Genomic DNA, 26181 nt, shown 5'->3' with positions numbered 1-26181 from the left:
TCTACCCCTTGCACCCCATAAAGGTAAATACCCATCTTATCTGATTCAACCTCATCCGAAACACAATGCTCAAACCCCTGGTTTTACTGGATTTTATCCATTCTACCGTCCAAAATAGCCCACAGCGGTTCGAGGAAAGCCGATCTCAATTGGCAACGAATTGGCAACCAGAGAATCTCAATTGGCAACCAATTGGCAACGGGAAAACTAACCAGATGGCCAAGATTACAGACCGACAAATGACCGCCAAACCCGGGGTCAGTGACAAGTGGCTCAGTGAAGTTGCCATCTGGGGGCATGGCAGCCTGGTCGCTCGCATCACCACCAGCGGAGAACGCCTCTTTTATTTCCGTTACGCGAACAGCATCGGTGAACGTATCACCTATCCCATCGGCACCTACAGCCGTGATGGGCTTGAGGGAACCATGACCCTGGCCGAAGCTGGCCAACGTGCGAAGGAACTTGCTGGCCTGCACAAGGCAGGAATTAGGGATATCCGGGAGCATTTTGAAGCTGAAGAGGCGGCGCGCGTGGCCACCCGGGACGCCGAGCTCGCTCGCCTAGCAGCAGAAAAAGCAGCCGCAGAAGCGGAGCAAGCCCGACAGGCCGCAAGAAAAAGCGTCTCCGAGCTATTCGAACACTGGGCCACAGTCGACCTGATCAACCGCAAGGATGGTGGAGCAGAGGTTCGCCGCATGTTTGAAAAGGACGTTTTGCCATTGTTAGGCAAAATAGCCGTGGCAGACGTAAAAAAAGGACACGTCACCGAAGTGACCGATGCCCTTCTCGCTCGCGGCGTCAACCGTATGGCCAAGCTCATCCTTAGCCTGATGCGACAAATGTTTCGGTTCGCAGTGGATCGAGATCTGATTGAGCACGATCCGACCGCCAGCATCCGCAAGGCCAAGATTGGCGGCAAGGATGTCGAACGCGACCGAGTGCTGAGCGATGATGAGATCCGCGCCCTCGCCCTGCTCACTCCTGAAGCCGGCCTACTCCCATCCACCGAAGCTGCAATCTGGATTGCCCTCTCCACCTGCTGCCGCATTGGTGAACTGCTCAACGCACGCTGGGAGCACCTTGACCTCGCCAAAGGCCTTTGGCTCATACCGGCAGAGAACAGCAAAAACGGAAAAGCCCACAGTATCACGCTCTCTTCATTTGCCATCCGACAGTTCGAAAAAATCAGAGTGCTTAACAGTCACTCCGCTTGGTGCTACCCCAACACGGAAGACAGCGGCCCGGTCTGTTCCAAAACCGTAACCAAGCAACTTGGCGACAGGCAGCGCCAGCCTGATCAGGGAGTGATGAGTAATCGTAGCGCCAAAGCACAAGCCCTATTGTTGAGCGGAGGGAAATGGACCCCGCATGATCTTAGGCGCACCGGTGCCACTATCATGACCGCCTTGGGAGTACTTCCTGAAGTAGCAGAACGGTGTCTGAATCACACTGAAGAAAACAAGGTTAAACGCACCTATCAGCGTCATAGCTATACAAAAGAGATGGCTGACGCTTGGCACAAGCTTGGATTACATTTGGACCAAATGACCTCAGAGACTCTCGCCACCCCATCTTCATAAGATACTGTTGCACCTGTATAGCCCACAGAAACCACGAGAGACGACTCTAGCAACAGACGCTCGATCTCACCTCTCATGCTGGCCCCACTACACTGAGGCGCCATTCGAACAATGAGGAGTATAAACTTGTCTTTCCGGAGTGAGCGTGGATCAAGGCCAGATATGCGTACAGCGACGATATTACTCGCACAAGCTGAAAACGTCGAAAAGCAGGTACGTGATTTGCAAAAGATCGCTTTGCCTGCACACCAACAACGCGTGCAGTGGTTGTATGAAAGGATGGAAAGTCTAGAGATCCAACCTTCGCAAGATCAACAAATCGAGCTGACTATCCGACAAGGTAAACATGCGATTGATGAGCAACTATCCAAGCATGCCGAGATAGCTCTACGCCAAGCAGTCTATGTGAAACATATCTATAAAAATCATTTCATCCCAATGAGTTCCCTAGGAGCCGCTGCAACTGATCATATCCTGCAGAATATGATCAATGCCCTGATGCTATCCAATCGCCACTTGGCGATGCTCGAAGTACTAAAAAACTTGGAAAACAAGCACTACAGCAATCGCGCAAGCGCCGGGGGACGGGGCAAGAATCAGCAGCCCTCTAAGAGCATGAAATCACTGCTTCTTGAATCCATGATCCGAGGCATGATATATAACGACCCTAAATGTAAAAATTTGGATAAAACCGTAGCAGCCGACGAAATGGCAACACGCATTTTCAAAGCCAACAAAGAATACCAAATGTTAGACATCACCAACCTCGAAGACTTAAAATTCCAGGTTCGCAATGTCCTGTTTGATATTGCTCGCACTGTCACACGAGGCAGTCAGCGAAAAGCGGATCGAGAACAATTAGGATACTCCCTGCGCCATTCGTTTCCCAAGCAGGATACAGAGGAGTCACGCCAGATGGACCTAGACGCCGCACGCACCCTGGGACGTATTGAAGGCGTACGAGCAACATTAATTCTGCAACTTAAGCAGCGCTTTGGGGATTTGCCGAAATCAGCAATTGAAAAGCTGGAGGCTACAAACGACATGGATCAACTGCAAACTTACGTAGAGCAGCTTGCAGAGGTCAGATCGCTGAATGACGTCATCCAGAACCTCCAGTGAACGATATTCACCTATAATGAAACGCCATCCTAACGGGTGGCGCTCTCGACTTACAAGAAACGGCAAAACTTACAACACACCAGCAAGAAACTGAGACCTTCTGGCTATTTATCACAATCGAGACCATCAAAACAAATTTATACATTGATACCTATCTTGATCTCGACACAACATCACGCAGGACAAATGCCCCCTAAATTGAAGACTTGTAAGGAGAGATAATAGTCCTAGAAGAAAAGTTACTCATCGAATACTCAGGAAGAATATCGAGATATGTGACATTTTCAAATTTTGACCGAGAAACCTTACCCTGCGCAGAGAGCACTTCAATAGCAGAATCTAAACGCTTTACTTTTCGTAACTTCCCGGGCCCCTTTTGCAGTATGATATTCTTTGGTACAAATCTCTCACCCGCCTCACGTCTTACTTGTAGCCAGTCATCCAATTCTTGTGCGTCGATCTCTTCCTGAGGCGGCGATGAAAACAAACGGAGAAACTCGCCAGAGTACCAAAAACACACATCAATAGCAGCATCCAAAGTCTCCAGAGCTATATCACCACTTCTTCTCTCAAAGAAATGAAACAAGGCCGCCACCCTTGCAATATTGTCTGCCAACTTTGACGCATGATCACCCATGCCAAAAAACCTTCCTCCCGGCCCAATAGCCGACTCAACCGTATTGAAAATTTCTATCCACTTTTGAGCCGCCGCCTGAGAAAACTTAATCACTAATCTTGACCTAGCCGGACCCATCAGGAATCCAACACTTTCTTTAAGTATCTCCCCAATGCGCTCAGAGAATTTCTCGCAACAATTCCAAGTGGCCACCCCTCCACCAATCAATCTAGTTCCCTGGGTCGATCTTGGATTGCAAACCAAAAACCTAGCCCACAAACCAGATCCCCGTGATATCTCTCCATTCTTTGCCATATAACTCAAGAAAGTTTTTTCTTGAACCATTATCGATACCGTCAGACGAGCTCTTAGCTCGTAGCTTTCAGACGATACTCGATCAACAGTTATTGCATCCCCACTCCACAAGGCATTCTGCTTCGACAAATCATTAAATGCCTTGCCAGTCAAAACTCCCCCACCCTCACTAGAAATGAGCCCTGCTGCAGGAATGTTCTGGTATAATCCCAAAAACAAAGCCTCTGAAGTAGCATCTTCGTAAATCAACTTAAAACGTCTAGGCTTGACCGGTTCATTACCCATATGCGCCATAAATATCCGATATTCCTCACTCTCTCCTTCATCACCTGAACGAAGTATTTCCTTCAACATGGCCTTCCGGCGAGCCTCCCAGACTGACCACTTCGCATTCCAATCAGAAAGCTCCTTAAGATAAATCAAGTCCTTTTCATCCTGAAAATGGCGAACTCCTCTAAGAAATATATTTTCCGCCGTAGACTTCCTCTCTCCAGAGTTCGCAATCGTCAGCAGCATAAGTGATGCTGGAACTATTTGTCCATTCGGCTTACAAACATCAATCAAACCTTGAGAAGCTATAGCGATCGCCGTCAGAGCAGATGAAAAAACGAGTGCCCTCGGGGCCTTTATATGCCCTTCCGCCTCATCCACCGCACTCACTATCACCGGTAAAGACATATACCTTGGAAAGCCCCCTTCCAAAGCAGAGACCCCCCAAGACCCAAAGCTAGAGAAACTCATAAATCATACACCTTCAGAGATCACGACAAAATCTTCCCGGCCTCTTCGATCCTAGATCCAATCCACCGATGTATATCTTCCTCAACCCAACCCACGGCAAACTTTCCTAGTTTAATTGGCCTTGGGAATGTACTGTCGTATCTAGGCGACATTGGATTTAGCCGATCATAAATTGTCGATCTACTCAGCCCAATGCACTCTCGCAACTGCCGAATGCGTAAAATTCTTAATGTTGATTTACCACTACTTTCATTGCCCATCACCACGCCCTCTTCAATTGCGAACTCAATAGGGAAGGACTCTACAGCCCGTGCCACTCAGAGTCGTCAGGGGTGCTAAATGGGTTTTCCAACGCTAAGCAGATGTATTGACATTTTAGAAACACTGCGATCTAGAAATTGTCATCCTAGCAGCTTGTCCCCGCCCCACCGGATTTAGCCGGGACCACTGCAGCTGCTATTCCTGCTACTAATAGCAGGAATAGCAGTCTTGCTTGCCGTTCAGATCCCTTCCGTCCTTCGGAACCCAGTCGCCCCATAGCCAGGAAAAACGTTGACTCTCAGTCAGAACGACTCAGGGGGCCACTGATTGCCGGTCGATCCACAACTGCAGTAAGGCTTTTCCAGGCCCAGTGGGATGACGTCGCCCCTGCTCCCAGTCCTGCAGCGTGCGAGCGCTGACCCCCAAATGCGCAGCGAGCTCTTGCTGGGTTAGCTTCAAGCGTTGGCGCAAGGAACATGCAAGCCTGATGATGCTTGAGTCTGGCGTGACTCCGTAACACATCTTTGGCCGTTTCTGCGGGAAGATCTCCGAGACCTCGAAATTAGACGAAGCAGCTCCAGGTAAAGGTAATCTGTAATTTGACTCCGGCGCTGTATTTACCCTCGCATGCCATGGGAGCGGAGCAGCCCGGACAGATGGAGATGACTTCTCCGGTTCATACCGAAGCTCCTGGCACTGTTGTTCATACTCAGGATGTTCGGTAAGAAATTTACGACGCCAATAATCACTGTAGCTCATGCGAAAGACTCCTATCTGGTGAGTTATAGTGCGGCAATGCCGGACCATACAATAGGTAAATTGAACATGTATGCCGCAGCACTCAGATTCGGCTGGTAGTGAACACAGCAAAGCCTTGCCCTAACTCTTGCGCCTTGCTGTACGTCTTGCACAAGTAGCTCATAGCGTAGACAACCGGCCTGAGCGAGTCAGGAAAGCGTCGATCCAAGCACTGGTAAACCTGCCCACTGAGTTTGTCTTGGCAGGCATGTACTAGCCCTGACATCTCGTATTCAGAACAACCAATTGCCCAGGCCCAAGCACGCACGACGCGATGAAATAAGTTGTTCCTACTGTAAGTACCGTCGTCGCTAGGCCCGTAGTTACCTAGGCCCCCGATGGCGTCGTAGTTGAGCAGCAACATGACGTGGTAATGCGGTGCTTGACTGCTGTTACGCTCTCGACACCAGATGTAGCGGATATCAGTCGTGTACTTTGTACTCGCCCAGATCAGCTCTTTACTTAGATGGTAGAAGAAGCGACTCATCACCTCATTGCTGACGAGCGCATCCGACGGCATCAGGCCGACGGGGTAACGCAAGTCTACCCTACAGACCAAGGTACGGGCCTGTACCGAGAGACAGTGCTGCAAGGTTTCGAGCCCACGTTCCAAGTAGCTTTCAATCAAAGGGCCAAGTTTCAACTGCTGCTGCACAGCGAAACCACGATACTCGTTGCCGTAGTGTAGCTTGAGTTTAGTATTGATTGGGTGACGCTTCGGTTGATGATGAAACATAGTTAATTTCCTGTCAGTCGTGTATGGAAGACTCACCGGCAGGTACACGGGACTAGGTGTATTCAAGCACCTTGCTTCGACTTATACGCTTGATCTATCAACGCTTTGACCTGCAGTCAACGCTGCACATTGCTTCTGCGATTTATGGCGACTCTGCATTGCAAACCAATAACATGATAGCGCCCTATTGGTGAGCGCTATCTATCACGGCAGAATACATAGCAACCACATCAATTATTAATTACTGCATCGATGCTTATTAGACGCATACTACTTTAACCGTAACAGTAGCTATGCCGCACATGCAGCCCTCCCCCAAGAAATACCCCCAGCAGAAATATACCCCAGGAAAAAAGCAAGAAATCTCAATCAATAAAATCAAAAAAGATTCCATTTTCATTGAAAGCCAAAGCCGTATGAGCCGACAGGCGTGCGCCGCTTGCAAACTTGAGTCATGTAGACACTTCATACCGAAAACTTGTAAAAACTTACGGCACTACCGTATTCATGTCACCACGAGGACTTCAAATGGCCAGTTATTAACGGCTGTGCCGTACATAGGTGATCCGGTACGAGCTGAATCAAAAAAAACTCAGACCTATATCACCTCTGTGAACGCCCCACAGTATCAACTGCCGCTGGGGATTTTGCGTGCCAGGCTTTGGCTCAGCACGCTCATCACTGGAGAGGATCTGCGTATGTATACACCTTGCCCAAGCTGTAATTCAGGACGTGTCATCACGAAAAATCTCGGGAAACAAACGGGCGGATTAATTGGCGCTGCAGGCGGTGCAGCCAGTGGTGCCGCCGGTGCCCTGTCAGGTGCGGAAGCTGGCGCGGTACTGGGTGTAGTCGGTGGGCCGGTGGGCATTGCGATCGGCAGCATCGCCGGGGCGATTTTGGGTGGTCTGTTTGGCGGGGTCGCGGGTGGCATTGCCGGGGCCACGCTGGGCGAGCAGATCGACGACAAGGTGCTGGCCAATTACCAATGTCTGAAGTGCGGTTACAGCTTTAGCGTCAACCGTTAAGCCGTTGTGAACAGGCGTCGCTCGTTGATGAAACGACGCTCTTTCCCCTTCATTCGTAAGGAATCATTCTCATGGCTCATCTCGTTGAAACCATGGCCTACGCTGGCGCTACTCCCTGGCATGGCCTGGGCAATCAACTTCCCCGTAACCAGCCTATCGAGGTCTGGCAACGTGAAGCCGGCATGGACTGGCAGATCCAGGAAAGCCCAGTGCACTTCAAGTCGGATACTGTCGGTCACCTTGGCACTATCCACTCCTTCCCCGAACAGAAAGTGCTCTACCGTTCAGACACCAAAGCTCCGCTGTCGGTGGTCTCGCAGCGCTACCACACGGTGCAGCCGCGTGAAGTGTTGGAGTTTTATCGCGACCTCACCGACGCCTCCGGTTACGAGTTGGAAACGGCTGGCGTGCTCAAGGGTGGGCGCAAGTTCTGGGCGCTGGCACGTACCGGCCAAGGCACAGAGCTCAAAGGTAACGACCAAGTGAATGGCTATCTGCTGCTGGCAACCTCCTGCGACGGCACCCTGGCCACCACCGCCACGCCGACCACCGTGCGCGTAGTCTGCAATAACACCCTGACCATCGCCCTCGACGGCAGCAGCCGGGCAATCAAGGTGCCACACAACACCCGCTTCGATCCCAAGGCGGTGAAGAAGCAACTCGGTATCGCCGTCTCGCAATGGGACGAGTTTATGTATCGCATGAGAGCTTTGGCCGAGCGTAAGGTGCAGTGGCATGAAGCGCTAGGCTATTTCATGAACGTGGTGTGTGAGACCAGCCCGACCGGCGCTCTGCCGGAGCAACTGCCCAACGAGCGCGCCCTACGCAAGGTCCAGGAACTGTACGAGGGCCGTGGTCGTGGCAGCCAACTGGACTCAGCACGCGGCACTGCTTGGGGCCTGCTCAATGCCGTGACCGAGTACGTCGACCACGAACGCCGTGCCCGCAGTAACGAGTACCGCCTGGACTCGGCATGGTTCGGTCAGGGGGCGCAGATCAAGCAACGCGCCCTGGATGCCGCTCTGCAACTCGCCGCCTAACCCTTACTTACCTCACCCCTTGCGCCCGGTCAGCCATGTGCTGGTCGGGCGTTTTTTATACCAGCAGGTAAAGACGATGAAAGCAACGTCATTGAATAGCAGCACCCGCCAGAAACGCCCCGCCCTGCGCCTGGTCAGCACCAAGGAGCTGCCCCGCGAGGACTGGTTGCAGATCCGCAAGCAAGGCATCGGCAGTTCGGATGCTGCCGCTGCGGTGGGTCTGAATCCCTACAAGTCGCAGCTGGAGCTGTGGCTGGAGAAGACCGGTCGCGATGCCAGCATGCCCAAGGTCGATCCTCACGATGAGCAAAGCCCGCTGTACTGGGGCAATGTGCTGGAGCCCATCGTGGCTTGGCACTACAGCAAGCGCAGCCAACACAAGGTTCGACGGATCAACGCTGTACTACAGCATCCCGATCCGGCGCTCCCCTGGATGCTCGCCAATATCGACCGCGAGGTGATCGGTGCCGACGATGTTCAGATCCTTGAATGCAAGACTGCCGGCATAAACGGGGCACGCCTCTGGAAAGAGGGCGTGCCCGAATATGTGCAATTACAAGTCATGCACCAGCTCGCAGTCACTGGCAAGCAGGCCGCTGATGTGGCCGTGCTGCTCGGTGGCCAGCATCTGGAAATCCATCGCATCACACGCGACGAGGCGCTGATTGCTCGACTGATTGACCTAGAACGGCTGTTCTGGGATTACGTCGTCAGCGACACCCCTCCACCGGCCGATGGCACAGCGTCTGCGGAAGCGGCATTGCGCTGCCTCTACCCCGAGGATAACGGACAGACGCTGGACTTCAGCCAGCACACGGCGCTGACCAGCACCTTCCTGGAGCTCAAGTCAGTTCGTCAGAACATTGCTCAGCAGGAAACGCGTGAGGCGCAGCTCAAGCAAATTCTGCAGCAGGCCATGGGGGAAGCCACCCGTGCAGAGTTTGCTGAGGGCTACATCAGCTGGAAGAAATCCAAGGACAGCATTGGTCTGGATGTCGAACAGATACTCAAAGACAAGCCCTACCTGCAGGCTCGCTACCCCAAGGCCAAAGCAGGCACTCGTCGCTTCCTGCTCGCCTGAAACAACCTGCTCACCCTAGCCACCCGGACCGTTCACGTCCCGGTGGCTTTTTTATTTTCAGATCAAGGAGCACCACCATGCTCAAAGGTTTAGCCATCACTCCGCCGGTACTCGGGCGCATTTCCATCGGTAAGATCGTCGAGAAAAACGGCAAGCGCCTGCCCGAGAAAGATGATCAGTTCACCATCACCTCGCAAGTCCAGAGCCGTGACGGCTGGTTACTGCATCCACTCAATGAGGAACTGCGCAATGGCCTGGATGGCAAGCTGCGCAGCATTCCGATCCGATTGCTGTTCAACGAACCGGACCTCAACTTTCGCGCGGACTACAGCCTGTTCGACCGTACCACCGGCAGACCGTTATGCGTCGGCAACGGTGAAACGTGCAAGCGTTTGACCAAGGATGGCATCCAATCGCTGCCCTGCCCTTCACCCGATGGCTGCCCACTGGCCCAAGGCAATGCCTGCAAGCCTTACGGTCGGCTGAACGTGGTGATTGGCGATGACGACCCACTGGGCAGTTTTGTCTTCCGGACCACTGGATTCAACAGCATCCGCACCTTGGCAGCGCGCCTGCATTACCTGCAAGCCATCTCTGGCAATCGCCTGGCCTGGTTGCCATTGGAGCTGCGTCTGCGTGGCAAATCCACCCGTCAGAGCCACGGCACGCCGATATTCTACGTCGATATCACGGTGCGCAGTGGACTTCCCCTAGAAGATGCCTTGCTCGCCGCCAAGCAACTGGAGGAAACCCGGCAAGCCTCGGGCTTTGACCAGAGCGCCTTGGATCACGCAGCCCGACAAGGTTTTAACAATGGCGCTTTTGAAGACAACGAGGAGGACAGTGGCGCCATTGTCGAGGAGTTTTTTCCCGCTGCTGAAACCCCACCCAGCAACGCAGAGGCCAAACCGACAGCACCGTCAAAGCCCTCACTGGCTCAGAAGCTGGAGGCTCAGGCTATCGAGCACAGCACTAGGCCTTCCGTTCAGTAAAGCTCTGCTCAACCTCCCCAGCTTTCCCCATTCTTACAGGAATACCGTCATGAAATATCACAAGCTCAAAGCCGGTGAAGCGAGTGGCACCTACGTCATGGAGTCCCCCGTCACCGAGGCCGACATCCTGCAGATGGCGCAACAACTGGCCATGAGTCGTCTGTCTAAAGGCCGGGCACTGACTGAGCCGAAGCAGGTGTTCAGTCACCTGCAAACACTGCTGCAGTACCACGAGTATGAAGTCTTTGCCCTTCTGCTGCTCGACTCCAAACATCGGGTCATAGGCTTTAGAGAACTGTTCAGAGGCACTCTGGATGGCGCGAGCGTGTACCCGAGAGAGGTGGTCAAGATCGCCTTGGAGCACAATGCTGCGGCCGTCATTATGGTTCACAATCATCCCTCCGGTGACCCAGAGCCCAGTCAAGCTGATCGTACCTTAACCACCACCCTCAAGAACGCTTTGAACATGGTCGGCACCCGCATCTTAGATCATGTGGTGGTTGGCCATGAAGGTTGCGTCTCGTTGGCTGAACGAGGTCTTTTGTAAAACGACATCATAATGCCTCCATGGTGATCTTTAGGGCTGAGCCCTAAAGATCACCATGGAGGCAGCTGATTCGAGGTCTTATTTTTTTGCGTCGGTGCCCCAGCTGGAGCTACTCATTTGGGCCTAGAGCCCGCGTCCGTCATTTTGTCATCGAACTTTTTCAGCCCAGCCAGCAGTGTCCGGCCGATATAGCGGCTAGGGGCGGAAGCGAGCACCTTGTAACCCAGCTCTGCAGTACCCACCAGCGCCCGTGCGGTGCCTTCAATGGCCACGCCTGCTCCTGCAAACAGAGCCTCTACGCCATCGCCGCCGTTTTCGTAGTACTCTGCGGCATGGTTGATGCCCTGAATGGTGGCAAACAACCCGAGCCCGCCAACCCCGGAGAGCAATGCATCGAGGACAGTGTCCTCGGAGTCGACCACCGAGCCGCCAAGTGCAAGGTCTACCGAATGCTCCAACTCGATATTGCTGAAGCCTGAGTCGATGGCGCGAGTCCGCTCGGCCACTTCCGAGGTTGCAATAACCGGGATGTCAGCATCTACGCTGTTGATGTAGGTGGTACTGGAAGTGGCCTTGATCTGGTAGGCCACACCGTCGATGACGATATCGGTGCCGGGGTTGTTGAAGTATTCGAAAAGGCCCCCCCCGGTATCGCTCGCCACCAGTTTCTCAAAATAGGCGCCTTTGGCCAGGGAGGTCAGCCCAACCAGGCTATCTGAGGACATGAACAGGGTTTCCAGCCAGATTTCACCATCACTCATACCAGCATAGTTGCCGTTGACGCTCCGCAGGGCGTCGTAAATGTTGCCTGCCGTGGTGAAGTCATCCCACAGGGAAAGTGGCACCGACAGGGCTGACAGCATGAACCCGGCCCTGAGCGGCAACTCATTTTCCTGCCCACGAGTCACTTCATCGGCGATGAACTGCTCAATCTGCTTTTGGCTGGTGGTGATGCGTGCTTCAGCACGATATTTGAGTTCGGAAAAGTGCTTATCGAGGCAGGTGAAGTCTTCAGCGTGCTGAGCCAGCAACCTGTCATGCATCTTCTTGAGTTGCCTGATGACTTGATCTATTTTTCTGAAATCTGGGCCGTCGGAGTACTTTATCTTGTTCAACCAGGAGAACTTCTCGTAGGTCTCTTCCCACTGGTCGCTGAGCTGATCGCACCGCTGCTGCAGGCGCTGCAGTGTTTCGCGCACAATAGTTTCCGCCTGGATCAGAGGTGTCCGGCTACGGATAGCCTGCAGGCGCTGCCGGCAATGGTTGCGAACGGTTGTCACATCGGCCGCCAGACGCAGCTGCAGGTACTGCCGGGTGAGCCCGTCCAGGTGCTGTTCCAACTGTGGTTGAAGTGCATGCAGCGCGCTTGTGTTCAGGGGGCTCTGCCCGGCCTGCTCCCGGGCGACGGCCAGTGCCTGGCGAGCCGCCAACAACTCACGAATGGCGAGGACTCAGTGGAGTCAATCGACCACCTTGGCATAACGCTGCAGATGCATCCAATGGAATAAGCAGACGCCCCATGCGAGTAGCCCGAGCAGCAGCAACAAGCCGGTAGCGACGCAAGCAGCCAGCGCGGCTCAATCTGCTGGCCAACTGACAGGAGGGGTAGCGCAACAGCCCCTGCATGGCGACGCACATCAGCAGTCCCAACGCAGTCAGCCCCAGCGCTTGCCTCAGACGCTGCTGGCAGGTTTGCCGACATTGCAGTAATTCGGTGGTGGTGACTGCATTTGAAGGCTCTCTGTAGTGGCGCCCGGCAGGAGGCGGCTGGCGAACGCGGCCCGACAGGTTCTGAAATACGTCAGAGTGGGGATAGGATGTACAACTTCACTCACCTTCCCCCTCCCTTAAACAGATCCTTGAATGCTCTTTTTTCCCCACTCAGGCAGAATCCACTGCCCAATTGAACTACAGCCAAACACTGATGAAACTGCTCAACACCTATGACGACCGGGACGAAGCCGAAGCCGCTGCCGAAAAGCTCAGCGGGAACAAGCGCCTGGCCAGCGAACGCGACGCCACCGTGGTCATCTACAACTTGTTCGGCATCCCCAGTTGGAGCAATTTCCACCGCCTGCGCATGTACAACCTGGGCGAACTCAAAGGTCTTCTGGAGCGCAGATCTACTTGGCAAGCGACTGACCAGGCACGCCATGCCGAGATTCTCGCCACTCTCAAGACCGTGGCGAAGAACTACGAGATCGAAGTACCGGAGCATTGGTTGTAATCCGACATAACAGGGACGCTCCAACGAGCGCCCCCCCACTTCGCGAGCTAACCCTGTAGCTTCTCCAAACTCAGCTGATCGATCTCTGCTCCGAGCTTCGTAGGATCCTGCACAACCAAGTAGTGCCAAAGCCCGAACTCGCCCCCGCGGTTCACTGCGTCCACCCAACGCTGGGCAGCCTTGGCTTTAAGATCTGCATCGTCGTTGTACTGCCCCTTCACCTCGATGATCAGCTTCATGCCGATGTCCAACTCGGCGATGAAGTCAGGGATGTAGCTGTGCTTGATGTTTTGCTTGCGATAGCCGACGGTAAAGCCCAGTCGATCGTTCTTGACCCACTTGGTTACGCCGGGATGGATATCCAGCAAGAACCCTACGCTTTGCTCCCATTTTGCCGTATCGGCAACCATCAAGTTCAGATGGCACTTGGTCACAGCACGCACGGGCTTGGTGGTATGGAAGTCCACGTACAACGTGCTCCCGGTATGGTGGCCTGACTCAAGCGGTTCGGATCGATGTAAAACATACGTTCTGCTAATGAGGCGAGCATGAGGGAGTAGCGCGACAAGACGTGTCGTGATCGGATGATCCATCGACGTTTTGCTTACGACTGCACCCTTTTCGCACTACTCCAGCAAGAGCCCATTGACCAATCGATAAGCCTCAGGCAACGCCATTTTCCCGCCTTCCACCGCCTCGATCAGTCGCAGCGCCTTATCGGCACTGAGGACATCTTTTTCGATCACCTCTCGCAGTGACGAAATAAATCCGGACTTGTCCAACAACGTGACCGTCCCCATGCGCTCCTTGGCCTCCACCTCGGCCAATCGTTCCTGATACACCAGCAACAACTCCCGCTTGCGCCCCTCTGACATTGCGCCGCCACGAATCCAGCGGGAGACCCCGTAGGCCAGAACGCCACCGGCTGCCGCAGTACCTAAAGCCCAGCCAAGTGGCGTCGCTGCCACGGCAGTACCACCGACCCAACTGGCGGCCGTCGTGAGAAACTCCTTAAGCTTTCATCACATTTCGCCGCCACCCAATCAACCTCAAGATCATTCACAAGGAGCGTCAACGTGTCTGAAATGCGCATCACGTTCGGAATGCAATTAGACGGCCAGCGTGCAACCCTGGCGAGCAATCGGCTGGGGGTTTTGACAGTCGGGCCACAGGGCTTGCTGGATATTCTGGAAACTCAACTGGGTCTGGTGGCATGCCAGCCTTGCGCGGCGCAACGCACAGCTACGTATCGAGATTGCCTGGCACACTGCAATAACGCCCTGCGCTTCTATCACGCCAGTTTTTCCGCAGATGAACTGGGTGTGGCCGCTGCGTTGCTGGCCTGGCGGGATGACTTGTATCTGTACGGTTGGGATGGGCGCGTAAATGCAGATGCCAGCCAGCGCCTCAAGGACCTTGCCGAAGTTGAGATCAAAGCCCGCGAGATGGTTGCGCCTTCGCTGGGGTGACGCCTGCAAATTTTGCCGTGGCTCTGGCTAAGCGATGCGCCCCCATCAAGTCCGTGCTGCTGGCTGATGATTGGGACGTGTATCGATGCCCCACTGCACGTTGATTACCGCAAGCCCCTGCAAATCTCCGACAGGTTGAACCTTGCTCGACCATTCTCCTTGGCCTGATACAAGGCTTGGTCTGCCAGCGCCACCAGCTGATGGGCGTCCTGCCCGGGTTTAGGCTGGAGGCAGCCGACCCCCTGTGAGATCGTCACCTTGTCAGCAACGAGTGACTTCACGTGAGGGATCTGCAGACGCTGTACAGCAGTGGATAGCTGCTCGGCAACGGTGGCGGCGCCATTGAGGTGGGTGCCAGGCAGAATGCAGACGAACTCTTCTCCGCCAAAGCGCGCGACCATATCGAATGGGCGCTTGATCACATCGACTAGTGCCTGCGCCACACGGCAAAGGCACTGGTCGCCTTGTAAATGCCCATAGTGGTCATTGAAGCGTTTGAAGTAATCGATGTCGATAAGGATCAGTGCCAGCCACCCTCCATCACGGCACACGTGACCCCACGTATCACTGAGGTGTTGCTCGAAGGCGCGTCGGTTGGCTATGCCTGTCAAACCATCGAGCGACGCTAGGCTCTTGAGGTAATCGCTTTGTAACTTCAAAGTCAGGTGGGTTTTCACCCGAGCACGGGCAATACCGGGATGAAATGGCTTGCTTATGTAGTCGACGGCTCCAAGCTCAAGTCCTTTTGCCTCGTCTGCTTCTTGCCCTTTGGCTGTCACGAATATCACAGGTATGTCCGCAGTCAACGGACTGGCCTTCAAACGACGACACACTTCGTAGCCATCGATGCCAGGCAACATCACATCGAGCAAGATCAGATCCGGGAACTGCGTCAGGGCGATATCCACGGCCTTATTACCATCCATGGCCATGTAAATCTCATGGTCTGCACGGAACAGCTCATTCAGTGCATGGATGTTGAGCGGCTGATCATCCACGATCAGTAAACGTGGCTTACCCCGCACGCGGCTAGATTCATCGTCCATCAACATTCCTTTTGATTGAATGAGCCAACTTATCGCACCAGACGGTCGCTGAATGGAAATCGAGGTCGTCAACGGCCTGCTTGAGCGCCTCGTAAAGCGCTTTACTCTGCAGCGGAACCCCCTCCTGCAAGGCTTCAGCCCGCTGGAGGGCGAGGAGATTGCTGTTGACCAACAGCTCACGTAAGTAACCCAAGTCACTCTCCCAGTCCCGTTCCGTCATTGCAGATTGGCGTTCAATAACGGACGCCATAGGCGCGGCAAAGGCAAGATTGAGCCGAGCGCGGTCGGACGCCAGTTGCATGTGCAGGTGCGATAGCCAGCGAGGGCTGGCCATGAACGATTGCCCGTCCTCTGCCGACGCCCACAGCAGGCGCTGCTCCAGCTCAGCAGCCAGCGCGGCCAGACCACTGGCCCCCATGGTACCTGCACTGCCCTTGATGGTGTGCAATTGCATCAGCGCACCGGATTTGTCAGCACTCCTGCAGTGTCGCTCCAACTGATCAAGATTCTGTCGCATCTCATCCGGGAAACGCTGCAGCACGTTACGCAACAGCGTCAAGTTGCCACCAAATCGCCGCAATACACTCTCGGTGGGTTCATCATCCGGCGGATCATCTGCCTGAGGAGAGGACCGGACAGGCTCTTCACGGCCCAGAAGCTGCGTGAGCACAACGACCAGTCTCTCCAGGTCGACAGGTTTGCCCACATGTTCATTCATTCCCGCAGCCAAGCACGCCTGTCGCTCGGAGAGTGAGGCGTTGGCCGTCATGGCGACAATGGGCAAGCCGGCATGCAACTTGTTTTGACGAATCCGGCGAGTCGCCTCCAGCCCGTCCATATCAGGCATCTGGACATCCATCAGTACGGCGTCGAAGGTTTGTGTGCCTTGCATCACAGCCTCAACGCCCAGCCGCCCCCCCTCGGCCAGCGTCACTTTGGCCCCCTCGAGCTCTAGCAGTTCCTGAGCCACTTGGCGATTGAGCGGGTTATCCTCAACCACCAACAACTTGATGCCCTCAAGCCTGGCTACCGGGCTCACGTGCGCAGTAGTATCAGAAGGTTGCGGTCCCGAGACGGCAAGTTCCACAGCAGTCACAAGTTGCTTCGGGGTGATGGGCTTACTCAGGACAGCGGCATAAGGCGCATGAGTTCCCTGCGGTAAATCCGCGAACACTTCGTGACTGTGCGCAGTAACCATTACCACCACCGGCGCAGTACCAACCATCGCATCCTGCATCAGGCGTGCTGCAGTCGAGCCATCGATGTCCGGCATACGCCAGTCCATCAGCACGACATCGTAAGGGGCCACATCCGCAGCCCTTACCACGCGCTCCACAGCCTCACGCCCTCTACTGGCCTGATCTACCCGCCAGCCTAACGCGACAGCCGTTCTTGCGAGTACTTCACGGGCGGTGTCGTTATCGTCGACTACCAACACCCTCAGGTCAGCGCTAGCTGTTGCTGCCGGCTCCTCAGTCTCCGTGGTATTCGCCAAGGCAAACTGCAGCTCAAACCAGAAGCAGCTGCCCTTACCCTGCTGACTCTCCACCTGCAGCGTGCCGCCCATCAGTTCAATCAACCGCTTGCAGATCACCAGCCCAAGGCCTGTTCCACCATAGCGACGACTGATGGATGCCTCGGCTTGACTGAACCCGTCGAAAATTCGCTCGATCTGCTCCTCGCTGATACCGATTCCAGTGTCGGTCACAGCAATTCGCAACCGGACAGCATCGGCATGACGAACACACTCACGCAGGCTCACGGTAATTTCACCACACTCGGTGAACTTCAGCGCATTACCAGCCAAGTTGATGAGAATCTGTTGAAGGCGCAGGCTGTCGCCAACCAGGCACTCAGGTAAGGAGGTATCGAGATCGAACAGCACTTCGACGTCTTTATCCGCCTGATTGCCCGACAGCACCACTGCGAGGTCCATCATTAACCGATTGAGCTCGAAAGGATGTGGATCGAGCTGCAACTTACCGGCCTCGATCTTGGAGTAATCAAGAATGTCATTGAGCAGCCCCAAGAGAGACTTGGCCGCACCGTGCGCTTTGCGGATATAGTCAAGTTGCCTCGAATCAAGCTGGGTGGCCTGAACCAAATGCAGCATGCCCAGTACAGCATTCATGGGAGTGCGGATCTCATGGCTCATGTTCGCCAGGAAAGCACTCTTGGCGGCACTGGCTGCGTCCGCCTGCTCCTTGGCGAAATACAAACTTGCCTGCAATTCGTGCTCTGCTGTGACATCCCGATTGATCCCCGTGACTTTCTGGCAGCCGGTTTCAGCAACATGCTCTATCCTGGCAGCGGCCTGAACATAACGGATATCGCCACTGGGTAATTGAAGACGGAACAATGTCTCGAACACGCCGTTCCCTTCCAGCAAGCCCTGGAGCCACCTGCTGGCGGTTTCCGCATCGTCGGGGTGCAACCGCTCCCGCCAGTGCTCATAACCAAGGCCTGATACTTTCAAGGCGAGCGGCTGTTGGTAAATTTCGAACATCCGATCATTCCACTGCAGATCATTTTCTTCAGGCGACCACGTCCATACTCCCAGCTTCGCCACGTCTGAAGCCAAGGCCAGCTGGTCGCGGGCCGAAGTGATGGCATCATGCTGACGGCGTTGCTCAGATAGATCGAAGAGTACGGCAACAAGCATGGGCTTACCGCCAATCTGCATGCCGCCCAGTGTGATTTGTGAGGGGAAGATGTGTCCATCTTTTCGTCGAGCCTGCACTTCTCGGGAAACCCCTGCCGTATCGCTGCTGGCTGGATCACCATGCGCATCCTTCGAGGGCGATAAGAAATCCTCGGAGAATGCGGGCAACAAAGCTCGCACATTGCTGCCAACAAGCTCGTCAGGCAGGTAGCCGAAAACGGTCTGGGTGGCACGGTTACAGGATTGAATCACCCCCGCTTGGTCGATCCTGATGACAGGGTTGACTGCAGTATCGAGAATGGTCTCTGTCAGCGTCAGGCTGTCGGCCAAACGCTGTTCTACCTGCTTGCGCTGGCTGATATCGATGGCGATGCCCAGGTAACCACTCAACATGCCATCAGCATTGTGCATACCGGTGACCAGCAAGGTCACACTGAACCGCGTGCCGTCCTTGCGCACGTATGTCCATTCCCGAACCTCCGCCTCGCCCAATGAAGCCTTCTGCACAAAGACGCGGAAACCTTTTATCGTTTCGCCATACGCCCGACTCAACGCCTCGCCACGCGTCGCCATCTCCTCAGCCAGGTGGAAAATACCAGGGGTGTGAATGCCAACAACTTCCTCGGCTGTATAGCCAAGCAATTGCTCAGCCCCGGTGTTGAAAACCGTGATTATGCCCGTGAGGTCGGTGGCGATGATCGAGACCTGTGATGCCGAGTGCAGAACGTTGGTCAGCAGGGCATTCAGCTCGCGGAGCTCTGTAGTGCGCTCGGCCACCTGATGCTCCAGGCCGACATTCAGCTCGAGAATGCGTGCCTCTGCCCGCTTCTGCGGGGTGATGTCGCGAACTGTCGTGGAGGCTCCGACGACCCGCCCGGCAGCATCACAAATAGGAGATACTGTTACCGAAACGTCCAAAGACTGGCCGTCTTTGCGCACGCGACGCGTCTCGAAATGCTCGATGCGCTCGCTCCGCGCGATCTTGCCCAGCAAATGAAATTCCTCATCCGCCAACTCGACGGGCAATACCAAGCCTACCAAGGTACGACCCAGCGCCTCGTCGCTGCTATAGCCAAAAATCTTCTCGGCCCCGTGGTTCCACGCCGTAACGATGCCATCCAAGGTCAGGCCAATGATTCCGTCGTTGGAATTTTCCACAATGGCCGCGAGCTTGGCCTGTTCAGCGAGAATGTCGCGTCGACGCCTACGGCTGACCCTGAAGATGCCCAACAATGCCATGACCAAAAAGGTGCTGCCCAGCCCAATGGCGAAGGTGCTACGCAGAGAAAACTGACGCAACTCCTTTACGAAAGAGGGATATGCAACCAACTCGATCTCCCAGCGACGACCAAAAACCACCTGGGTCAATTGGGTACGCATGACCTCCTGCTCGTCCTCGCTGCTTTGTTTACGCTCATAGAACTGCACCGGAGCAGCCGGATCAGTCGCATCACGCAACTGCAACCGCACACCATCGGAGGGCAATGGAAGCCCCGTCAGGACATCCTCGGTCAGCAGCGGCGCATAGCTCCAACCAAATCCTTGTGCCACGCGTTCGGAAACGGTGTCCGGCGTGGTGACCGTTCGGTAAATCGGCAACAGGAAAAGAAACGACTGCAGTGGCCTGCCCGTCGCCTGGACGAGCGTAATCGGGCCTGTAAGCCGCGCTTCGCCGCTCTGTAGCGCTGCCTCAGCGGCCTCTCGCCTGTTTTTCTCGGACGCGATATCCAGGCCAATCGCTGCCTGGTTCCTCGCCTGCGGCTCGACATACTGAATGATGAAGCGCTCGCCATCATGCGGGGAGAGCTGGTGTAGCGTGAAGTCAGGTTTCCCGTCGAGCCGGGCCTTTTGAAGAAAGGTGGTTTCTACACTGGCTGGGATACGACGGATGAAACCAAACCCGCGAGCCCCAGGAAACTCGGCATCAAAGTCTCGAGTCTTGCTGTAGGTTAAAAAGCCATCACGACTGGCCTGCTGCTCGCCCATGACCTGAATAGCGCCACGCGCGCCCCGCAAGCCAAATTGATAGAGATAAATGCGTGCAGCAACCGCCTCGCTCGTGCGTTGGACTGCACGGGTTAATGCGGCCTTGGCCTGCGCACTGTTGTGCTCCATCATACCGTAGGTGGCCAGAACCGTAATTACCAATCCTGACGCAAGAACAGCGCTCAGCGCTGTAACAGATCCGAATTTCAGAATGCGATCTTTCAATTTCACCCCACATCGCGGCTGGCCGAACGAGAAAAATCGATTGCCCTAAACGAGTTTCAGCTTGCCGCACTTCAACATCTGTCGCAGCTGCACAAAGGGCACTGGTCGGGCGTAGTGATACCCTTGCATGAACCTGCAACCTAATGCCATGAGTTTGTTTGCCTGCTCTTGGTTTTCCACTCCTTCGGCAATCAACTCCAACTCCAATGCCTGGCCCATGCGCACGATGGCCTCAATGATGGCGGCATCACTGTGGTCGTCGAGCATGTGTTGCACGAAACTCTTGTCGATTTTCAGCACATCGATAGGCAGTTGCTTGAGATAACTAAGACTGGAGTACCCAGTGCCAAAATCATCGATCGCGACCCGCACACCCAAGTTTTTCAGTGCCTCAAGCACCTCCCGTGCTTTGGAAACATTGTCTGCCAATACTCCCTCGGTGATTTCCAACTCAAGCATGTGTGCAGGAAGATCTGAATCCTCGAGCTCCCCACGTACCATGTCGAAGAAATTATCTTCACGGAATTGAACAGCGGAAATATTAACGCTGACAGGAACTTGAAAACCTGAATGCAACAGTGTGCATGCGTCTGCACACGACTGCGCCAACACTTGACGCCCCAACGGAACAATTAACCCAGTTTCCTCTGCGACTGGAATGAACTCAGCAGGTGAGACCAATGTACCGTCGGACTGCCGACAGCGAATCAACGCCTCCATGCCGCGCATGCATCCGGTCTGTGCATCCATCTTGGGCTGGTAGAAAACCTCGAAGAACCCCTCTTCCAAAGCGCTGCGCATATGTTGTTCGAGGATATGCCTAGCACGTGCGATGGTTTCCAATGTCCTGGAAAAAAAACGGGAACGGTTCCTACCCTCACGCTTTGCCTGGTACATAGCCGCATCTGCATGGCTGTATAGCGCCTCCAGATCGGTACTGTCCTCGGGGTAAATGCTGACGCCAATGCTTGCCGTGATGCTGTAACGCCTTTCGCCAATTTGCATGGGGGACGCAAGCGTCTTCAAGAACTGTTCGCTCAAATCACCGATAGCTTCTAGCCGAGTGACCTGCGGCAGCAAAATCACGAACTCGTCGCCTCCCTGCCGGCTCACCGTGTCCATGGGACGGAAGCTGCTGCTCAAGCGCTCGGCGACGCACTTGAGAATGGCATCTCCAACTGAATGCCCCTGTGAGTCATTGATGCTCTTGAAATGATCCAGATCCAACAGTAACAACGCGACCTTACCGCCGTTGCTCTTGGCCTGCTGGATCGCTTGGTACGAGCGGTTGGTGAACAGTTGACGGTTAGGCAAACCCGTAAGCGCATCGTAATAGGCCAATCGCTTGGCTTCGCTGCGCAGATTCAGGTGTGCACGCACATGGGCCTTTACCACAGGGACATTGATGGGCTTTTGAATAAAACCTACGCCTCCGAACTCCAAGGCGCGCACTTGGTTGTCACAATGGGTATGGGAGCTGACGAACAAAATGGCAGCATCACAGAGCTTCGGGTCGGTCTTGATCGCCCGGCACAGTTCAAAGCCATTCATGTCGGGTAACTCGATGTCGATCAGAATTAGATCTGGGCGACATTGCCCCGCCACCTGCAGCGCTTCACGGCCGTCATGGGCAACATGGACCTCACCGAGGCTGCTGATAGAATCTTGAAGAATTTCAAGATCGCTTGATTGATCATCAACGATCAGGATTACGGGGTTCATCTGCTCTGCCAGATCAAACATTTCTGACTCCTGGAAGTCCATTTCTCAGCGTCACCCTAGACGATCAACTGCGAAATGCGCAGTCAGGCAAGCCCCGCCAAAGCTTTCAGACGTGCGACCGTTTCCACGGACTCATCGTGTTCGATCGCCGCCCCCAAGCGCATGATGACCTGATCACGGTGCACGTGAGACTTCGGCAACGCGTAAACAGCGCCAATCAATTCACGCATCGACATCGGCAGCGCCCAACGCGCCTTCAGCGCAAGCGCAAAGGCCCGCCCGTACCTGGCAAGTGCCACCGATAACATCCCGTCATCAACCGCATGTCCGCGCCCAGCCCAAAGATCCACCTGATACAAGACACACAATTCGCCGATCCGGTGCAACAAAGCAGCGGCGTGCAGTGGCCCCGGATCCAAGGCGCATTGCCTGGCGAGTGATACAACTCGCTCAGCCAAACGCTCCGAGGCCACAAACTGCTCGTGTAACCATAATCCAACAAGCGGATCTTCAATCACCGATGACTGACGCAATGCCATTGCTATCGCCAAGTTAAGTGCGGTTCGCCCGCCAAGGCGCGTCAATGCTTGCGCCAAGCCCTCACAGGGGTGCAACCCTCCCCCATAAGTGGCGCTGTTCGCGGCCGAAATGAGGTAAGCGCACAGCGCCGGTTCGTTTTGCCAGTGAATAGCAAGCTCGCGAAAATCCGTCGCAACGCCACTGAACGCCTGCTGAAGGCTTTCCTTCACACTGGAAAACAGTGGCAGGTCCAGATCAGAGGCAGACAACTGCCCCAGATAAGTCTCCAGGCTATCACTGAGGGCAGGCGCCGCAGGAGCCGGCTCGTCCTCTGGCAATAGTCCATTGATCTTTGCCATGACGGCTGGAATATCAAAAGGTTTGGTGATGTAGGCACTGATACCCAACTGCCTTACTTCCAAAACGCTCTGCCGGTCAGAGCGCCCAGTTATGACCACCAAAGGTATTTCTGAATCAGACATGCGAATAGTACGAAGCAAATCTACGCCTGCGCCGTCGGGAAGATTCCAGTCCGACAGCACCAGCTGATAAAGCCCACTGCGCCAAGCAGCCAGCGCAGTTTCAACGCAGGAAAAACACTCGACCTCGGCCGCAGGTCGAGATGACTGGATCATCTGGCGAATAAGCTCAGACATCCACGGATCATCGTCCACCACCATGATGCGTATCGACAATACTGATCACTCCATTGACGAAGGCTGAGCCGGTTGCACTGATGCCCCCGATCATAATCCGCTAACGTTGATACGCGACGGCACCCAGGCTGCGGATGCATAGGGTATAGCACGCCTTGGTGAAGGATGTCTCAGCTCACGGCTTTGATAACCGTGCCTGGTCGCTCTGCCACCACCTGGTTACGCCCTAGTTGCTTTGCACGATAAAGCAGTTGATCCGCCCTCTCGAACACTTCGTCCATCGAACCGCCGGATCGCCAAAGCGCTACCCCCAGCGAAACAGTAATGTGCCCGACAGTCTCCAGAGCGGTCGATGCGATCAACAAGCGCAAACGCTCTGCGATCTCTGCCGCAGTAGCAACGGAGCTTTCGGGTAGCAGCAATACGAATTCTTCCCCACCAACCCGGCAAAGCAGGTCGGTTGGCCGGGAGTTCTGCTTCATCAGCCCAGCCACAGCACGCAGCGTCTCGTCACCGACGCCATGACCAAAGGTGTCGTTAACACGCTTGAAATGATCAATGTCCAAGGAAATCACAGCGATGGTCATCTTTGTGGACAACCAAACCGTGAGCGTTTCCTGCATGGCCCGACGATTGGCCAATCCCGTGAGTGGGTCACACTGAGCCTGGCGATTGAGTTTTCCGATCTTTTCCTGCAATAGCGTGGTGCTCAATAAAAGTGCCCGACGTAACTGCCAGCTTTCCACATAGTCGACAGGGATTGTACTGATGCGTTCGTAGCTTTCAGGTACGTCCAGGTGCTTGGCACTGTCCGCCAGCCGGGACAGCGGCCTGGAGATTCTCGTCCCAGACCACCAGATCAGTAACAAACCCAGCATGCCCAGTGGCACGATCCCTTTAGCCACCTTCAACGCGCTAACACTCAATGCATCCTGGACAACGGCCATTGGCTGCTGCGAAATAATGCCCCAATGACTACTCGGTATACCTGCGTAACCTGCAAGCATCTCTTTTCCATCCCCGTCGAGCGCCTTGAGAGAGCCAGTCGCCTGGCCCAGTGCAGCATCAACAATCCGATCAGGACCTAGCACCCGACCTATTTGCTGAGCATCAGGGTGATAAAGCACGCGCCGCTGATTGTCCACGAGAAAGACATAGGCTCCGTTTTGTCGACGGTTGAGATCCATCAGTGCTCGAAGCCTATTCTGCTGTTCCAGTCTGATGGTTCCCCCTACCAGGCCAAGATACTGCCCATTGGCATCGAAGACCGGATGCGATACAAAAACCACCAAATTGCCAGTGATCGATTGAAATGCGTTACTGATCATTGCACTTCGTCGTTCGAGGGGCTCACGGCCTTGCAAAGACTTGCCGTTCAACTGCAACCCTTCTGGTGCGGATGCCACGATGATTCCTGCAGCGTCGGTGACTAGCACGGAATTGAAACTGTTGTCTTGTTCCAGCAGCCGCCGGGCCTCGACAGCCAGTAGTTGTCGATTGGAGAACGTCGTCGAAACAACCGTCGAACTATATTTCAGGCGGTCAAGGTCAGAACTCAACACCCCCTCTAGAGCGTCGGCGATACGCGTAGCGTAAGCACGGTTGCCATCCAGCGCGCGTTCAACAAGCTCTTGCTTTTGAATGTTGAACATTACCCAAAATGTGTTGGCGAGCGTGGCAACGGCACTGAACATCGCAAACACAAGCAAAACGATGCGCAAGTTCAATCTAGGTTTTGGCTGGGAAGGCATTTGGCGTTCCGGAGGTATGAAATTCAACTTTGGCGAAATCGCAGCAATCAAAAGAGGAAGATGACCCCAAGCGTCTCTAGCCCCTTGGCAATCCTGCAACACCAGGATTTCAACGATTTTCTCATGCTTGAGCGCCCGTGACCAAGGGATAACCCTCGGCGGGTTTACTGCGGAACAAAAAATCTCGGTGGCTGACCCTACGGGAGTGAGCACACCAATAGATGACGTCACTGCACTGAGCGCAAAAATCCGCGCAGGCAGCCCCAGGCGAAATTTTCTAATGCCCGCCGACCGAAAAAGCCGCGCAAATGCCGGGCAAAAAAGATGAAAAAATGGGGGATCAACTGGGGGATTTCAGCACCTAACAGAATCTGAAAAATGTTTATTTTCATAAAGTTATGTGAATAAAAAGCTAACCAAAAGCCGGCTTTTTAATGCCCGAACCAAAGCCATTCTCGCAAAAACCTTGAACACCATTTATCTGACGCTAATCCGAGAATCGACGGATAAATGACGTTCGCATGGACCTTTCACCCTCCTGATCTAGGCTCAAGCCATATGGGAGGAGGTGTAGTCCATGCGCAAATTATTGGTTGGCTCGTCGATCCTGGCTTGTCTCGTGGTGTTGGGCGGCTGGAGGTCGAGCGGGGACCGGTGGAGACGGTGGTGGCCAATACGCGCGCGGTACGCTGAAGTCCTGTCGACGCTCGCACCTGTCCTTCAGTGTCGGCGGCCAGGTTGCCGAGTTGCTTGTCAGCGAGGGCCAGCGGGTCCAGCCGGGTGAGGTGCTCATGCGCCTGCGGCAAACCAAGCAACAGGCCAGGCTGCAGGAGGCAGAGGCGCGGCTGGAAGCCCAGCGCAACACCCGCGAACAGCGCTGCCAGCAAGCTCTCCTCTACCGGCGTGACCTTGATCGCCTGGGCCAGTTGGCCGACCGCAAGTTGATTGCCGCCGATCGCCTCGATCAGGCCGCGACCAAGGCCAAACTGGCGAAGTTGATGTGCAGTGCCAGTGCCGTGCTGATCCGCGAGGCCGACGCCAGCCTGCAGTTGTAGCGTTCA

21 protein-coding genes and 1 pseudogene are annotated in these 26181 nt (G+C 54.8%); 10 read left to right on the top strand and 12 right to left on the bottom strand.

What is annotated here, in order from left to right:
- Positions 1-215: 215 nt before the first annotated feature.
- Positions 216-1580 carry a site-specific integrase gene (locus BJQ17_RS05415; RefSeq protein ID WP_070095701.1) on the top strand — a complete coding sequence of 455 codons (1365 nt, stop codon included), beginning with the start codon at positions 216-218 and terminating at the stop codon, positions 1578-1580.
- 162 nt (positions 1581-1742) lie between these two features.
- On the top strand, positions 1743-2702 hold the full coding sequence (locus BJQ17_RS05410; RefSeq protein WP_070095700.1) for a hypothetical protein: 960 nt from the start codon (positions 1743-1745) through the stop codon (positions 2700-2702).
- Between the two features lie 193 nt (positions 2703-2895).
- Here BJQ17_RS05410 and BJQ17_RS05405 read toward each other — a convergent pair whose 3' ends face one another.
- From BJQ17_RS05405 to BJQ17_RS05400, 4 genes are all read right to left on the bottom strand, one after another.
- Positions 2896-4374 carry a YfjI family protein gene (locus BJQ17_RS05405; protein WP_070095699.1) on the bottom strand — a complete coding sequence of 493 codons (1479 nt, stop codon included), beginning with the start codon at positions 4372-4374 and terminating at the stop codon, positions 2896-2898.
- 20 nt (positions 4375-4394) lie between these two features.
- On the bottom strand, positions 4395-4634 hold the full coding sequence (locus BJQ17_RS29710; protein WP_083285019.1) for an AlpA family transcriptional regulator: 240 nt from the start codon (positions 4632-4634) through the stop codon (positions 4395-4397).
- 313 nt (positions 4635-4947) lie between these two features.
- On the bottom strand, positions 4948-5157 hold the full coding sequence (locus BJQ17_RS29705) for a DNA-binding transcriptional regulator (protein WP_083285015.1): 210 nt from the start codon (positions 5155-5157) through the stop codon (positions 4948-4950).
- Positions 5158-5476: 319 nt separating this feature from the next.
- The gene (locus tag BJQ17_RS05400) at positions 5477-6169 is read right to left on the bottom strand and encodes an inovirus-type Gp2 protein (protein ID WP_070095698.1); all 693 of its coding nucleotides are present in this window, start codon (positions 6167-6169) and stop codon (positions 5477-5479) included.
- 698 nt (positions 6170-6867) lie between these two features.
- Between BJQ17_RS05400 and BJQ17_RS05395 the strand changes: the two genes are divergently transcribed.
- From BJQ17_RS05395 to radC, 5 genes are all read left to right on the top strand, one after another.
- On the top strand, positions 6868-7197 hold the full coding sequence (locus BJQ17_RS05395) for a hypothetical protein (RefSeq protein WP_070095697.1): 330 nt from the start codon (positions 6868-6870) through the stop codon (positions 7195-7197).
- Positions 7198-7268: 71 nt separating this feature from the next.
- Positions 7269-8237 carry a DUF932 domain-containing protein gene (locus tag BJQ17_RS05390; RefSeq protein ID WP_070095696.1) on the top strand — a complete coding sequence of 323 codons (969 nt, stop codon included), beginning with the start codon at positions 7269-7271 and terminating at the stop codon, positions 8235-8237.
- Between the two features lie 76 nt (positions 8238-8313).
- Positions 8314-9318: a YqaJ viral recombinase family protein gene (locus BJQ17_RS05385; protein WP_070095695.1), complete on the top strand. Its 1005-nt coding sequence runs from the start codon at positions 8314-8316 to the stop codon at positions 9316-9318.
- A gap of 77 nt (positions 9319-9395) precedes the next feature.
- Positions 9396-10310, top strand: coding sequence for a hydrolase or metal-binding protein (locus BJQ17_RS05380; protein WP_070095694.1), 915 nt, complete (start codon positions 9396-9398; stop codon positions 10308-10310).
- Positions 10311-10359: 49 nt separating this feature from the next.
- Positions 10360-10857 (top strand): DNA repair protein RadC, encoded by a 498-nt coding sequence (radC, locus tag BJQ17_RS05375; protein ID WP_070095693.1) that lies wholly within the window; start codon positions 10360-10362, stop codon positions 10855-10857.
- A 113-nt stretch (positions 10858-10970) separates the two neighbouring features.
- Here the strand turns inward: radC and BJQ17_RS29700 are convergent, their stop codons facing one another.
- Positions 10971-12287 (bottom strand): hypothetical protein, encoded by a 1317-nt coding sequence (locus BJQ17_RS29700; RefSeq protein WP_230064401.1) that lies wholly within the window; start codon positions 12285-12287, stop codon positions 10971-10973.
- A 494-nt stretch (positions 12288-12781) separates the two neighbouring features.
- On the opposite strand from BJQ17_RS29700, the gene BJQ17_RS05360 reads away from it, so the two are divergent.
- Positions 12782-13084, top strand: a complete 303-nt coding sequence (locus tag BJQ17_RS05360) for a hypothetical protein (RefSeq protein WP_070095750.1) — start codon at positions 12782-12784, stop codon at positions 13082-13084.
- A gap of 47 nt (positions 13085-13131) precedes the next feature.
- Here the strand turns inward: BJQ17_RS05360 and BJQ17_RS05355 are convergent.
- A pseudogene (locus BJQ17_RS05355) lies at positions 13132-13566 on the bottom strand (restriction endonuclease); the annotation flags it as partial.
- A gap of 144 nt (positions 13567-13710) precedes the next feature.
- Positions 13711-14052, bottom strand: a complete 342-nt coding sequence (locus BJQ17_RS05350; RefSeq protein WP_236197553.1) for a hypothetical protein — start codon at positions 14050-14052, stop codon at positions 13711-13713.
- 108 nt (positions 14053-14160) lie between these two features.
- Between BJQ17_RS05350 and BJQ17_RS05345 the strand changes: the two genes are divergently transcribed.
- On the top strand, positions 14161-14553 hold the full coding sequence (locus BJQ17_RS05345; RefSeq protein ID WP_230064403.1) for a hypothetical protein: 393 nt from the start codon (positions 14161-14163) through the stop codon (positions 14551-14553).
- 104 nt (positions 14554-14657) lie between these two features.
- On the opposite strand, the gene BJQ17_RS05340 is transcribed toward BJQ17_RS05345, so the two are convergent.
- From BJQ17_RS05340 to BJQ17_RS05320, 5 genes are all read right to left on the bottom strand, one after another.
- Complete coding sequence (locus BJQ17_RS05340) at positions 14658-15599, bottom strand: diguanylate cyclase domain-containing protein (RefSeq protein ID WP_070095688.1); 942 nt, start codon at positions 15597-15599, stop codon at positions 14658-14660.
- Positions 15589-20478, bottom strand: coding sequence for a PAS domain S-box protein (locus BJQ17_RS05335; RefSeq protein WP_175442711.1), 4890 nt, complete (start codon positions 20476-20478; stop codon positions 15589-15591). The genes BJQ17_RS05340 and BJQ17_RS05335 overlap by 11 nt, the downstream gene beginning before the upstream one ends.
- 39 nt (positions 20479-20517) lie before the next feature.
- Complete coding sequence (locus BJQ17_RS05330; protein WP_070095686.1) at positions 20518-22215, bottom strand: bifunctional diguanylate cyclase/phosphodiesterase; 1698 nt, start codon at positions 22213-22215, stop codon at positions 20518-20520.
- 62 nt (positions 22216-22277) lie between these two features.
- Positions 22278-23408 (bottom strand): response regulator, encoded by a 1131-nt coding sequence (locus BJQ17_RS05325; RefSeq protein ID WP_139139753.1) that lies wholly within the window; start codon positions 23406-23408, stop codon positions 22278-22280.
- 131 nt (positions 23409-23539) lie between these two features.
- Positions 23540-25120 carry a sensor domain-containing diguanylate cyclase gene (locus tag BJQ17_RS05320; protein ID WP_070095685.1) on the bottom strand — a complete coding sequence of 527 codons (1581 nt, stop codon included), beginning with the start codon at positions 25118-25120 and terminating at the stop codon, positions 23540-23542.
- A gap of 746 nt (positions 25121-25866) precedes the next feature.
- On the opposite strand from BJQ17_RS05320, the gene BJQ17_RS32020 reads away from it, so the two are divergent.
- Positions 25867-26175, top strand: coding sequence for a biotin/lipoyl-binding protein (locus tag BJQ17_RS32020; protein ID WP_230064405.1), 309 nt, complete (start codon positions 25867-25869; stop codon positions 26173-26175).
- The last annotated feature ends 6 nt before the right edge of the window (positions 26176-26181 follow it).

The organism is Pseudomonas sp. NBRC 111139 (assembly GCF_001753955.1).
Taxonomy (GTDB): Bacteria; Pseudomonadota; Gammaproteobacteria; order Pseudomonadales; family Pseudomonadaceae; genus Aquipseudomonas; species Aquipseudomonas alloputida.
The sequence above is the reverse complement of the archived record's forward strand: the minus strand, read 5'-3'. Positions and strand labels throughout refer to the sequence as shown.

Excerpts from the sequence above, each read along its gene's own strand:
- BJQ17_RS05415 (WP_070095701.1), top strand. The coding sequence starts at position 216 with ATGGCCAAGATTACAGACCGACAAATGACCGCCAAACCCGGGGTCAGT.
- BJQ17_RS05410 (WP_070095700.1), top strand. The coding sequence starts at position 1,743 with ATGCGTACAGCGACGATATTACTCGCACAAGCTGAAAACGTCGAAAAG.
- BJQ17_RS05405 (WP_070095699.1), bottom strand. The coding sequence starts at position 4,374 with ATGAGTTTCTCTAGCTTTGGGTCTTGGGGGGTCTCTGCTTTGGAAGGG.
- BJQ17_RS29710 (WP_083285019.1), bottom strand. The coding sequence starts at position 4,634 with ATGGGCAATGAAAGTAGTGGTAAATCAACATTAAGAATTTTACGCATT.
- BJQ17_RS29705 (WP_083285015.1), bottom strand. The coding sequence starts at position 5,157 with ATGTGTTACGGAGTCACGCCAGACTCAAGCATCATCAGGCTTGCATGT.
- BJQ17_RS05400 (WP_070095698.1), bottom strand. The coding sequence starts at position 6,169 with ATGTTTCATCATCAACCGAAGCGTCACCCAATCAATACTAAACTCAAG.
- BJQ17_RS05395 (WP_070095697.1), top strand. The coding sequence starts at position 6,868 with ATGTATACACCTTGCCCAAGCTGTAATTCAGGACGTGTCATCACGAAA.
- BJQ17_RS05390 (WP_070095696.1), top strand. The coding sequence starts at position 7,269 with ATGGCTCATCTCGTTGAAACCATGGCCTACGCTGGCGCTACTCCCTGG.
- BJQ17_RS05385 (WP_070095695.1), top strand. The coding sequence starts at position 8,314 with ATGAAAGCAACGTCATTGAATAGCAGCACCCGCCAGAAACGCCCCGCC.
- BJQ17_RS05380 (WP_070095694.1), top strand. The coding sequence starts at position 9,396 with ATGCTCAAAGGTTTAGCCATCACTCCGCCGGTACTCGGGCGCATTTCC.
- radC (WP_070095693.1), top strand. The coding sequence starts at position 10,360 with ATGAAATATCACAAGCTCAAAGCCGGTGAAGCGAGTGGCACCTACGTC.
- BJQ17_RS05360 (WP_070095750.1), top strand. The coding sequence starts at position 12,782 with ATGAAACTGCTCAACACCTATGACGACCGGGACGAAGCCGAAGCCGCT.
- BJQ17_RS05340 (WP_070095688.1), bottom strand. The coding sequence starts at position 15,599 with ATGGACGATGAATCTAGCCGCGTGCGGGGTAAGCCACGTTTACTGATC.
- BJQ17_RS05330 (WP_070095686.1), bottom strand. The coding sequence starts at position 22,215 with ATGTTTGATCTGGCAGAGCAGATGAACCCCGTAATCCTGATCGTTGAT.
- BJQ17_RS05320 (WP_070095685.1), bottom strand. The coding sequence starts at position 25,120 with ATGCCTTCCCAGCCAAAACCTAGATTGAACTTGCGCATCGTTTTGCTT.